The 12,251-nt window shown below is 44.2% G+C and carries 11 protein-coding genes and 1 tRNA gene; 7 read left to right on the top strand and 5 right to left on the bottom strand.

Annotation, left to right across the window (positions count from 1 at the left end):
- The first annotated feature begins 100 nt into the window (after positions 1-100).
- Both tkt and QJS82_RS02290 read left to right on the top strand, forming a co-directional pair.
- Complete coding sequence (gene tkt / locus QJS82_RS02285; protein ID WP_281491099.1) at positions 101-2,098, top strand: transketolase; 1,998 nt, start codon at positions 101-103, stop codon at positions 2,096-2,098.
- A gap of 477 nt (positions 2,099-2,575) precedes the next feature.
- Complete coding sequence (locus QJS82_RS02290) at positions 2,576-2,896, top strand: hypothetical protein (RefSeq protein ID WP_281491100.1); 321 nt, start codon at positions 2,576-2,578, stop codon at positions 2,894-2,896.
- A gap of 161 nt (positions 2,897-3,057) precedes the next feature.
- Here the strand turns inward: QJS82_RS02290 and QJS82_RS02295 are convergent, their stop codons facing one another.
- Positions 3,058-3,663 carry a YceI family protein gene (locus tag QJS82_RS02295; RefSeq protein ID WP_281491101.1) on the bottom strand — a complete coding sequence of 202 codons (606 nt, stop codon included), beginning with the start codon at positions 3,661-3,663 and terminating at the stop codon, positions 3,058-3,060.
- A 195-nt stretch (positions 3,664-3,858) separates the two neighbouring features.
- Between QJS82_RS02295 and QJS82_RS02300 the strand changes: the two genes are divergently transcribed.
- Entirely contained in the window at positions 3,859-4,353 is a 495-nt protein-coding gene (locus QJS82_RS02300) for a winged helix-turn-helix domain-containing protein (protein ID WP_281491102.1), read from the top strand.
- Positions 4,280-4,894 carry an IS630 family transposase gene (locus QJS82_RS02305; RefSeq protein ID WP_348651554.1) on the top strand — a complete coding sequence of 205 codons (615 nt, stop codon included), beginning with the start codon at positions 4,280-4,282 and terminating at the stop codon, positions 4,892-4,894. The genes QJS82_RS02300 and QJS82_RS02305 overlap by 74 nt, the downstream gene beginning before the upstream one ends.
- Here QJS82_RS02305 and QJS82_RS02310 read toward each other — a convergent pair.
- The 4 genes from QJS82_RS02310 to exaC form a co-directional block, all read right to left on the bottom strand.
- The gene (locus QJS82_RS02310) at positions 4,865-5,017 is read right to left on the bottom strand and encodes a lycopene cyclase family protein (RefSeq protein WP_348651573.1); all 153 of its coding nucleotides are present in this window, start codon (positions 5,015-5,017) and stop codon (positions 4,865-4,867) included. The genes QJS82_RS02305 and QJS82_RS02310 overlap by 30 nt on opposite strands.
- Positions 5,018-5,248: 231 nt before the next feature.
- Positions 5,249-5,575 carry a DUF779 domain-containing protein gene (locus QJS82_RS02315; protein ID WP_281491104.1) on the bottom strand — a complete coding sequence of 109 codons (327 nt, stop codon included), beginning with the start codon at positions 5,573-5,575 and terminating at the stop codon, positions 5,249-5,251.
- 210 nt (positions 5,576-5,785) lie between these two features.
- Positions 5,786-6,814 (bottom strand): alcohol dehydrogenase AdhP, encoded by a 1,029-nt coding sequence (gene adhP / locus QJS82_RS02320; RefSeq protein WP_265088955.1) that lies wholly within the window; start codon positions 6,812-6,814, stop codon positions 5,786-5,788.
- Positions 6,815-6,925: 111 nt separating this feature from the next.
- Positions 6,926-8,452, bottom strand: a complete 1,527-nt coding sequence (gene exaC / locus QJS82_RS02325; protein ID WP_281491105.1) for an acetaldehyde dehydrogenase ExaC — start codon at positions 8,450-8,452, stop codon at positions 6,926-6,928.
- A gap of 274 nt (positions 8,453-8,726) precedes the next feature.
- Between exaC and QJS82_RS02330 the strand changes: the two genes are divergently transcribed.
- The 3 genes from QJS82_RS02330 to QJS82_RS02340 all read left to right on the top strand — a co-directional run bounded on the left by QJS82_RS02330 (position 8,727) and on the right by QJS82_RS02340 (position 12,238).
- Positions 8,727-10,658: an AAA family ATPase gene (locus QJS82_RS02330; RefSeq protein ID WP_281491106.1), complete on the top strand. Its 1,932-nt coding sequence runs from the start codon at positions 8,727-8,729 to the stop codon at positions 10,656-10,658.
- A 161-nt stretch (positions 10,659-10,819) separates the two neighbouring features.
- Positions 10,820-11,992 carry a type I glyceraldehyde-3-phosphate dehydrogenase gene (locus QJS82_RS02335; RefSeq protein WP_281491654.1) on the top strand — a complete coding sequence of 391 codons (1,173 nt, stop codon included), beginning with the start codon at positions 10,820-10,822 and terminating at the stop codon, positions 11,990-11,992.
- Positions 11,993-12,147: 155 nt separating this feature from the next.
- Positions 12,148-12,238, top strand: a tRNA-Ser gene (locus QJS82_RS02340).
- Positions 12,239-12,251 lie beyond the last annotated feature (13 nt).

Genomic DNA, 12,251 nt, shown 5'->3' on the forward strand with positions numbered 1-12,251 from the left:
AAGAGCGTTTATCGCACTCTTATTCTATTGTTTCATGTCTATTGTTCCACCGATTTTTTGCTTGTCATCCATACTTCTTATTTGAATATTAGGACACTCTATGCCAGCTCCAATTAGCGAACGTAAATTAGCCAATGCCATCCGTGTGTTGTCGTTTGATGCGGTTCAAAAAGCCAACTCTGGACATCCGGGCGCGCCGATGGGCATGGCTGATATTGCTGAAGTTTTGTGGCGTAAGTTTTTAAAGCATAACCCAGCCGATCCACAGTGGCATAACCGTGACCGCTTTGTATTATCAAACGGTCATGGCTCGATGCTTATTTACTCATTGCTGCATTTAACGGGTTATGATGTCAGCGTTGACGACCTAAAAGGCTTCCGTCAGCTGCATTCAAAAACCCCAGGTCATCCTGAGCTTGGTTATACCCCAGGTATTGAAACCACGACGGGTCCACTAGGTCAGGGTATCGCCAATGCCGTTGGTTTTGCGATTGCAGAGAAAACGCTTGCCGCACAGTTCAATCGTGACGGTCATAACATCGTCGACCATCATACTTATGCATTCTTAGGTGATGGTTGCTTGATGGAAGGTATCAGCCATGAAGTTTGCTCGCTAGCGGGCACGTTAGGATTGGGCAAGTTGGTATTCTTTTATGATGATAATGGCATCTCAATTGATGGTAATGTCGAAGGCTGGTTTACTGACGATACGCAAGCTCGCTTTGAAGCCTATGGCTGGCAAGTTATCAAAGTCGATGGTCATGATACCGATGAAATCACCCAAGCCACTGAGCAAGCGATTGCTGAGACCACTAAGCCAAGCTTAATCATTTGTAAAACGACGATTGGCGCGGGTAGTCCAAACAAGCAAGGCTTAGCAGCCAGTCATGGTGCGCCACTTGGTGATGACGAAATTGTCTTAACCCGTGATGCGCTATCTTGGAAGCATGCACCATTTGAATTAGATGACGAAATCTATGAAGCGTGGGACGGTAAGGCCAAAGGCGATGTACAACAAAAGAACTGGGATGCGGACTTTGAAGCGTATAAAAAGGCTTATCCAGAATTGGCAGTTGAGCTGTTACGCCGCTTAAATGGCGAATTGCCTGCTGACTTTGATAGCCAAGCACAAGCCTATATTCAGCAAACCCAAGAGCAGGGCGGCGATGTCGCCAGTCGTAAAGCCAGTCAAAATGCCATCAATACTTTGCAGCCATTATTGCCAGAGCTGTTAGGCGGTTCAGCGGATCTAGCAGGCTCGAACCTCACGCTATTTAAAGGCGCTAAAGGCATCGAGAAAGATGCTGATGGTAACTATATCTATTATGGCGTGCGCGAGTTTGGCATGACGGCGATTGCCAATGGTATCGCGTTGCATGGCGGCTTTATCCCTTACGTGGCAACCTTCCTGATGTTCATGGAGTACGCGCGTAATGCGGTGCGTATGGGCGCATTGATGAAGCAACGTATCATCCATGTCTATACCCATGATTCTATCGGTCTGGGTGAAGATGGCCCAACGCATCAGCCAGTTGAGCAATTGACCAGCCTACGTACCACGCCAAACCTACGTACATGGCGTCCGTGTGATGCGACCGAATCTGCTACTGCTTGGGTCGAAGCGATTAAATCAGAAAACAATCCATCTGCATTGATTTTCAGTCGTCAAAGCTTGCCACATCAAGCACGTGACAGCGAGCAAGTCGCTAACATCACTAAAGGTGGTTACGTATTAGCCAAAGAGCAGGGCGAGCTAAAAGCAATTATCATCGCGACTGGTTCAGAAGTTGGCCTAGCGATGCAAGCATATGCAACGTTGAGTGAAAATGGCGTTGGCGTCCGTGTAGTATCTATGCCATGTGCAGAAATCTTCGTTGAGCAAGATGCTAGCTATCGTGAAGCGGTATTACCAAGCAATATCCGCGCTCGCGTAGCAGTTGAAGCGGCGCATGTGGACTACTGGTATAAGTTCGTCGGTCTAGATGGTAAAGTCGTCGGCATGACCACTTATGGCGAATCTGCTCCTGCTGATGAGCTATATAAAGAGTTTGGTATCACTACTGAAGCTGTGGTTGATGCGGTAAATAGTTTGGTCTGATTAATCAAAGCTTAGAGTTAGTTTTTGAGTTTATATAAGAGCTGCTGGATAATTCTAGTGGCTCTTTTTTATGGTTTTATTTTTGCTTTTGAATCTAAATGGATTGATGGTTAGTTTAGTGTCGAGGCACGATACGCAATGAATTGTGAAATTTTAACGTAGGGTGCGACCCGCGCACCAACGCATAAATATGAAAAAATAAAATGAATGTATTTATTTACGCGAATGACTCCACGCGAATCTAATTATAAATATACTTTCAATTTCGAAATAATTGATATTAACTAATACTCGGTTTTAACCAAGCTTAATAGGATGTTCTATATTGGACCGTTATTAGTGTTATATCTAGTTTGCTAATCTAAAGGGTGTTTAAGGACGTGTACCTGTTTTGTACTGGCACATTGATTAGACATGAGGATTGACTTACCATCGAGTATCTAAGTGTTTTATATAATATGATTCAGGAGAGTTATCATGTCGAATAAATCTGTTAAAAAACAAGCGAAAGATGATATTACGTTAAGTAAAAAGGTTCAAAAAAAGCTAAGTAAGCTGAATCTGCAGCGTCAAAAAGAGCAAGATAAAATAGACAAGGTGCGTCAGAAAGAGCTCGCCAAGTTAGATAAGCAGCGTAAAAAAGAACAAGACAAAGTAGATAAGAAGATTCAAAGAATGATAGACGATATCAACCAAAAGGCGATGAAAAAGCAAGAAAAGATAGATACCAAAATTCAGAAAAGAAGAAATAAAATAGACAAAGCTGGCATAGCAGAAGACCAAATATGGCAGTATTAAAAACTTTAGAAAATATGGTTTTAAAATTTAATCGATTTTCGAGTGATTTTTCAGGTCATAGCGTTTCTAAATAATTGGGTGTTTCTGTAAAGAGTATCTTAAAATCTATGGTGTTATCTACCCAACTTAGAACTTCTAAGTTGGGTTTTTTTGTCACTCAATTAATTAGCAGCAATCAGTTTTCCTGATATCTCAAGCGGGATGATATTACTAATAATTTTCGGGAAAGCCGTCACGCCGTAGTTATAGCGATCTACCATGCCCGTCGCGCGAAACTTTAATGTCGGTTGAGAGGTGACAGGGTCAATCTCTACATCAGATAAAGTCACTCTTACCGTTAACGGTTTGGTTTGACCTAAAGCGGTAAAGTCGCCCGTGACATTGGCTTCTTTAGGTGTAATCATCTTGATTTTTTTTGAGACAAACGTCATCGTCGGATATTGCTGTGTGTTTAGCAGCTCCTTACGGCGTAAAAAAGAGTCACGTAGCCTGCGCTCGGTATCGATGCTATTGGTATGCACGGTAAAATTAATGGTCGTACTCTCAGGCTTTTTGACGTCATAATTGATCGCCCCATTTACCTTACGAAACTTACCGTCAGTGGTCGCCTTGCCTAAGTATTTGACCTCAAAATCTGCGCTGGTTTTCGGCACATCTAGCTTCCACTTTTGTGGCATCGTATTAGCGGCCAGTCCCATTACCGGTAAGGAGAATAATAAAGAGGTGCTTAACGTGATTTTAAGCCAAGAAGCGGCGCGTGTATTCATACGTATGATCCAAAGAGTAGTATTAAAGTCGTCAGTATTGAAAGTACTTTTAAAGTGGTTTTAAAGTAGTACTGAGCTTTATAGCCTAAATAATAATGCGATAGCGTACTACAACTGTGCTGTTTCAATGTATTATTAAAGTTATGAGCGATTTAGAAGTAATACCAAACCCAAAATATATAGTATAATCCATTTATGACTATATCAATACATAACCTAGAAGACCATGACTTTGGCAAACACTCAAAGACTGAGCGCAATCCCAGAGCCCGACTACGCCTGCTCATCTTATACCAATACAGTATTGGCAAAGCCACTAAAGATATTGCCAAAGACCTCTGCATACATCCTGAAACTGCCAGACGTACATTGAAGCGATATCATGAACGAGGACTTGAGAGTCTCTACGATCGTCATCGTCGAGGCCGTCACAGCAAGCTTGCAGAAGCAGACACAGCCGCTTTTAAAGCCATGATAGTCTCTGAACAAACCAAGCGAGCAGGCGGTCGTCTAACAGGCAAAGACGTTCAGCAATTGGCTAAAGAACACTACAACGCTCACTACACCGTTAACGGTATCTACGAGCTACTCAAGCGTATTGATATGAGTTGGATAAGTGCTCGTAGTCAGCATCCAAAAGCAGACCCACAAGCTCAAGACGCTTTTAAAAAACTTTATAGCACAGGTTAAGGCGTCCTTACCCACTGATGTGAGCCTAGATCAAGTGGACATCTGGTTTCAAGATGAAACTCGAATAGGACAACAAGGCTCATTGACCAGAGTTTGGCATTACCGCGGTGGGCGACCTCGACTGATCAAGCAACAACAGTTTAATTCCGCTTATCTGTTTGGTGCCTTTTGTCCAGCGACAGCAGAGGCGGTAGGTTTAGTATTGCCTTCAGTCAATAAACACACAATGTTATTGCATATGCTTGAGATTAGTAAAGCCGTACCAAAAGGACGCCATGCGGTAGTAGTGATGGACGGCGCATTGTGGCATCAACCAAGCTTGAATCAGGGCAATGTCACTATGCTTAAATTACCGCCTTATTCACCTGAGCTTAATCCCTCTGAGAGGGTATGGCAGTACCTTAAGCAAAATGAGCTATCTAATCGTTGTTATGACAGTTATGAGGCTATTGTCGATGCCGCATGCTTGGCTTGGAATAATCTACTTAAACAGCCACAAAGGATTCGGTCTTTAACTACTCGTACCTGGGCGCAACTTTAATTGTTGGGTTTGGTATAATAGGCAGGCACTGAGGTCTGGATTTTCTGTCAGCCGGCTGGCAAGCACGCAGCCTGCAGAACCGCCACCCACGATGACGTAATCAAACTTTGGATCAACTTCCATGTTATCTTCCTTATAGCATCCATGCTTATTAAAACGCGCTCATTAAAGCGCGTCTCTAAAATCGCTTCCGTCTTACAGTATCTATTATTTTGGTTAAATAATGCAATAAAAATGACCAAGTGGTATTTGGCAAAGTTGTATTGCTCAAAGTGTTATGAAAAACTCAATGTCCAATAAGACATAAAATGCGCTGATATGACACTGATAGCTTATTGTGAATAAAGTCGCATTTTACACCGCACATACTTCTGAACGGACGATAAAGCGCTTACCTTCAGGTATCTCTAATGAAAAGCTGGCCCCGCGTCCATCGACCACATCGATGGTCAAATCGGTATGTTGCCAAAGTTTATGCTGCGCTTTACCCATATAAAAAGGACAGCCAGCGAGCTCGCCGATGAGCACGTCTTGGCCGCCCACTTTGAACTCGCCCAATGGATAACACATCGGTGAGCTACCATCGCAGCAGCCGCCCGATTGATGGAACATCAGATCGCCATGTTTAGATTTGAGTAATTCGATTAATGCTTTGCAGGATTCTGTCGCTTCAAGTTTCATGTCATGCTCCTTATTTTCAAAATTATCACGGAATTACTGTCATGCTGATTACGAATATAAGCTGAGGGCGAATATAAAAGGCCGCATCATCATCACTCACATCATTAATAGCATGTGGCTGAAAACGATACGACCTGTTATTTGTGACCAAACGTCGTAATTATCGAGATAATTTCTAAAAAATAAAAATGTCTCAAGTAATTGACATGTCTACATAGAGTAATCAATGACGATGCGACCCTCAATCTTACCATCACGCATACGATCAAGAATGTCATTGATGTTTTCAAGTGGCTCAGCAGCGACAGTCGCTTTTACTTGACCTGCCGCTGCCATGTCGAGTGATTCTTGTAAGTCGAGACGGGTACCAACGATTGAGCCACGAATGGTAATACCGTTTAGAACGGTATCAAAGATAGAGACAGGGAAGTCGCCCGTTGGTAGACCATTACAGACCAAAGTACCACCGCGTCGTAACATGCCTAAGGCTTGGTCAAATGCTTTAGACGATACTGCTGTCACGAGCGCACCATGAGCACCGCCGATTTCTGTTTGTAGATATTCGGCAGGGTCGGTGTTTTTTGCGTTGACCGTGACTTTTGCGCCCAGTCTTTTAGCAAAATCGAGCTTTTCATCATCTATATCAACAGCAGCAACGTTCAGTCCCATAGCAATAGCGTACTGTACCGCCATGTGACCAAGTCCGCCGATTCCTGAAATAACGACCCAATCACCTGGTTTGGTGTCAGTCATTTTCAGACCTTTATAAACAGTGACTCCTGCACATAAAACTGGTGCAATCTCAACAGAGTCAACGTTCTCAGGGATAATGCCGACATAGTTTGCATCTGCTAGGACGTATTCTGCAAAACTACCATTTACTGAGTAGCCAGAGTTCTTTTGACTTAGGCACAAGGTTTCCCAGCCACCTAAACAATGGGTACAGTGACCACAGGCAGAGTAGAGCCAAGGCACACCAACTCTATCGCCCTCTTTGACATGATGAACGTTATCACCCACAGCAGTGATAAGACCTACGCCTTCGTGTCCCGGGATAAATGGTGGGCTTGGTTTTACAGGCCAATCCCCTTCGACAGCGTGCAGGTCAGTATGACAAACACCTGAAGCCTGCATTTTAACCACAATCTGACCAGCACCGGGGGTCGGAATATCTACTTCTTCAATCTGTAAGGGTTGTCCGAATTCATGTAAAACGGCCGCTTTCATCTTATTAGTCACGTTACTTTCTCCTTATTATTGCCTTTTAAGTCGATATGCTCAGAGAGCACCAACTAGGCGCTTTATAATTATTTATAAAGTGCCTTTAAAAAACTGAATTGAAAGACTGATTTAAAAGAAGCCCATCGCTTTAGGACTATAAGATACCAGCATGTTTTTGGTTTGCTGATAGTGATCGAGCATCATCAAATGGTTTTCGCGGCCGATACCAGATTGTTTGTAACCGCCAAACGCTGAATGCGCAGGATAGAGATGATAGCAATTGGTCCAAACGCGACCAGCTTTAATGCCACGACCGAAACGATAAGCGCGCGTACCATTACGCGTCCAGACGCCAGCACCAAGACCGTACAAGGTATCATTGGCAAGAGTCAGCGCTTCTTCATCGTCTTTAAAGGTGGTGACAGCTAGCACAGGACCAAAGATTTCTTCTTGGAACACGCGCATATCATTGGTGCCCTCAAAGATGGTTGGCTGTACATAATAACCGTTTGCCATGTCGCCATCGTGTTTGGCAAGCTCACCGCCGACAAGGACTTTTGCACCTTCTTTTTTACCGATATCTAAATAAGATAAGATCTTTTCTAACTGATCTGAGCTGGCTTGCGCGCCAATCATGGTATCGGTATCAAGTGGGTTGCCCATTTTTATGGCTTTAACGCGAGCGATACAGCGTTTCATAAATTCATCATAGATGCTCTCATGTACCAATGCGCGTGAAGGGCAAGTACAGACCTCACCTTGGTTGAGCGCAAACATGACCAAGCCTTCAACCGCTTTATCTAAGAAGTCATCGTCTTCATCCATGATATCGGCAAAGAAGATGTTTGGACTTTTGCCACCCAACTCTAGCGTGACTGGAATGATGTTTTCACTGGCGTATTGCATGATTAAGCGACCAGTGGTGGTCTCACCCGTAAAGGACACTTTATCAATACGGGGATTAGAAGCGATTGGCTTACCAGCTTCAACGCCAAAGCCATTAATGACGTTTAGTACGCCTTTCGGTAAAATGTCCGCCGCGCCTATGACGTCAAGCATGTACAAAACAGAAGCTGGCGTTTGCTCGGCAGGCTTGAGGACGATACAGTTACCTGCAGCAAGGGCTGGGGCAATTTTCCAAATCGCCATTAGAATAGGGAAGTTCCAAGGAATGATTTGACCGACGACGCCAAGCGGCTCATGGAAATGATAGGCGACCGTGTCTTCATCAATTTGGCTAATGCCGCCTTCTTGTGCACGAATAACGCCAGCGAAGTAACGCAAATGGTCGATGGCGATTGGAATATCAGCAGCGAGGGTCTCACGTACGGGTTTACCGTTTTCATAACTTTCGGCGATAGCGATTGCCTCTAAATTGGCTTCGATACCGTCGGCAAGTTTGAGCAACATATTAGAGCGTTCAGTGACACTGGTTTTGCCCCATGCGTCTTTTGCGGCATGAGCGGCATCTAGCGCCGCTTCGACATCGGCTTCTTTTGAACGTGCGACCTGACAAAAAACTTTACCGTCGATTGGACTTGAGTTGTCAAAGTATTCGCCATCGACTGGCGCGACCCACTCACCATTGATAAAGTTGTCATATTTTTTGCGGAATTGAACGGGGCTTTTTTCAGTATTGGGATAAGCGTATAACATGAACGATTCCTTGTTGTGTACTATGGTTATATAGATAAACATACCTGGCCTTCCTGACCAAGCTATGACTCTATCATACTGAGCTTTGGCTTTGAGCAATAATGACTTTTTGTAATGATATATTTCGTATCATATAACTTTAGGTTATGTAAGCTTGACGGGTTAAAGTGGTTCGCAAAACTGGCGTAGCTGTTATAATTGTGGGCAGCTTGTCCCTCATAATTTGTGCTTAAGCTATTTTTCTTATTACTATTAACTAAATTGGTTTAGATATATGCGTCAATCTTCTGCTCTTGATATCTTAAAAACGGGTCAAAATGTATTTTTGACGGGCTCAGCAGGTTCAGGTAAGACTTATACTCTCAACCAATATATTGACTATCTGCGCGCGCGCCGTGTCCCTGTGGCTGTGACCGCGAGTACGGGCATTGCCGCCACGCACATGAACGGTACGACCATTCATAGTTGGTCGGGCATTGGTATCAAGGATGAGCTGACTGATCGTGATTTAAGCAATCTATCGCGTAAGCAGTTTTTGGCAGACCGTTTAAAAGATACAGCGGTATTGATTATCGATGAGATATCGATGCTGCACGCCAAGCAGATTAATTTGGTCAGCCAAGTGCTTAAGCATGTACGCAAAAATGATGCAGCGTTTGGTGGTATTCAGGTTGTCGTTGCCGGCGACTTTTTCCAGCTGCCGCCGATTGGTAGTAAGGGCGAGACCAACCGTGAGAAGTTTGCCTTTATGTCTGAAGCATGGCTTGATGCTAAGTTCCATATTTGCTACTTGTCTGAGCAACATCGTCAAGTAAGCGAAGCGGCGAATGGCGGACTTGATTTGGACGATATTCTCAATCAAATCCGCCGTCAAGAAGTGACCTTTGAAGCGATTGCTGCCTTAGAGGCCACCTTTGATCAAAACGTCGATATCAAACGTACCCGTTTGTATACCCATAATCTCAACGTTAATAGCATCAATGATAAAGAACTTGCCGCGTTAGATGGCGAGATGATGCGTTTTACCGCCACCTCTACGGGTGATAGTAAACTGGTTGAGACCCTGAAAAAGACCGTCCGTACCCAAGATGATTTGGTATTAAAAGTCGGGGCTAAGGTAATGTTTATCAAAAACAATACCGAGCTTGGCGTCTCTAACGGCACCATGGGTGAGCTGATAGGTTTTGCCGCGGTAAAAATTAATGATGATAAAGACAATAATGATGATTTGATAGAAGACGATAGTGAAAACGCTGAAAGTGATACTGATAAGAATATAAAAGGCAAAGGTAAAAAGACCACCAAGGACAAAGAGAAACCAAACGTTAAAAAACCAACGACGCAAAAAATGCCCGTGGTTAGGCTAAATTCCGGTCGTGAAGTCATCGCCGAGCCTGAAGAATGGATTATCGAAGATGAGACTGGTGACGTGCTGGCAAGCTACGAGCAAGTACCATTATGCTTAGCTTGGGCAATTACCATTCATAAATCACAAGGTATGACCCTTGATGCAGCAGAGATTGATTTATCGCGCACCTTTGAGCTGGGACAAGGTTATGTGGCATTATCACGGCTAAAGTCGCTGGCAGGTTTACAGCTGCTCGGTATGAATGACATGAGCTTGCAGCTTGATCCGCTCGCACGCGGCGCAGATAAGCGCTTTTTAGCATTGTCTGATGAGGCTGATGCCAATTATGCGATGCTCGATGAAGAAAGTATGACGCAGGCGCATGAGAAGTTTATCTTAAAGTCAGGTGGAACGCTTAACAAATCAGTGATTGATGCTTATGCCAGTTTGCAGAAAAAACGCCGCGAGCAACAGCAGGCGCAAATAGACAAAAAACAAAAACTCGGCAACCAAGTATCTGATAAATCGGACAGTACCTTGCTCGCCACCCGAATACTATTAGAAGAAAGCTTATCTATTGCGGAGATTTCGCAAGCGCGTCAGCTATCACAATCGACCATTATGCGTCATATTGGCGAGCTAAAATCTCAAGACCCAAGCCTTGCTTGTGATCATTTGCGCCCAGACGATGAAGTGATGACGGCAGTGGGTAACGCTTATGTGGCGATTAAAGTCGCCAACAATCCAAACGACTTTAATGATGATGGTAGTATTAAGCTGCGCCCAATCTTTGACCATCTCAAACAAAGCATCGATTACAACACCATTCGTTTGGCTTTAATTTTTATTACGCCTTAGTAAGCCAACTGAGCCAATCGATCATGGTTAAGCCATTTGTATAAAAGCCAATGATAAGAAGTCGGTCATAGTAGTCTGTTGGTTTTTTCATGAGAGCCTTGAGCTTGCAGCGCTCAATTTTTTATATCCCTTTATAGCGATACCTGTTTATGTCTGATGTTATGCCTGATTTTTCTAGCGCCACTTATCAATTGACGTCTGACCCAGCGGTAGTCGCATATCCTACCACTGGCGAGCACACACAGCCTCTGAGAGTCGCTATTAATGGCTTTGGCCGTATAGGTCGCAATGTACTTCGCGCCTTGCTAGAGCGCTTTGAGGTGTTAGGTCGTGCCATTCATGTGGTGGCGATTAATGATTTGGCACCGGCTGACATTCTGCTGCATTTGCTAAAATTTGACAGTACCCACGGTCGCTTAACTCGACTGGGTGTTAGCGCTGATATTGTAATGAGTGACGTCGATGCTGGTAAAGGTGATAGCAATACGACTGTTAATACAGACACTCAGCTGTGTCTGACTAAAAACAATTTAACGTACTGTATTAAGATGCTCTCAGAGCCTGACCCAAAAAACCTACCATGGCAGGAACTGGGCGTCGATGTGGTGCTAGAGTGTACGGGGCACTTTCGCTCTTATGAGCAAGCGCAATTGCATATAGCCGCGGGCGCGCAGCAAGTCATCATCGGTGCCGCACCCTTTGATGATGTTGATGCTTGTATCGTTATGGGCGTCAATACCGATGAGCTCACGCGTGAGCTGCCGATTATATCTAGCGTTTCTTGTACCACGCAGGCCTTGGTGCCGCTGATTGCTACCCTTGATAAAGTGTTTGGCGTCAAGTCAGCGATGATGACTGAGATACATGCCGTCACTGCCGATCAGACCGTACTCGATCAAGCGCATCGTGACCCAAGGCGGGCGCGAGCATCTGGTCATAATATCATTCCTACGACTTCCAGCAGTATCGCGGCCACTGAGCGCGTATTGCCAGCGATGGTCGGCAAAATAAACGGCCATTCAATCAGAGTGCCAACCATTGATGTTGCCGCTATTGATGTCACTTTTGTCTTTGATACCCCAGATGTCAGTATAGAGGCGATTCGTGATGTGCTTAAAACGGCTAGCATAGGTTGCTTGCTTGATATCATGGCCTATACCGATGAGCCATTGGTCTCAAGTGATTTTATTCATCAAACGGAGTCACTGATTATTGATGGGCAACAGCTTATGCACGTAGGCGACCAGTATAAGGTTTTTGCGTGGTATGATAACGAATGGGGATATGCCAACAGGTTGCTTGATATGTGCTTGCACTTAGCTTCAAGTAAATAAAATAGCTTCAAGTAAACAGTTTAAGCTAAAGAGCTGAATAAATAGTTGCGAGCAAATGGTAAGTCATTGATTTAAAAGCAGCTGCAAATTAATTTCATTTTTTTAATATGAACCGCTTGCATTATCTAATGATATCTATATAATGATGCACCAATGGAGACGTGGCAGAGCGGTTGAATGCACCGGTCTTGAAAACCGACAAGGGTTCATAGCCCTTCGAGAGTTCGAATCTCTCCGTCTCCGCCAAATTCGAAAAAAG

Source organism: Psychrobacter maritimus (genome assembly GCF_029953575.1).
Taxonomy (GTDB): domain Bacteria; phylum Pseudomonadota; class Gammaproteobacteria; order Pseudomonadales; family Moraxellaceae; genus Psychrobacter; species Psychrobacter maritimus.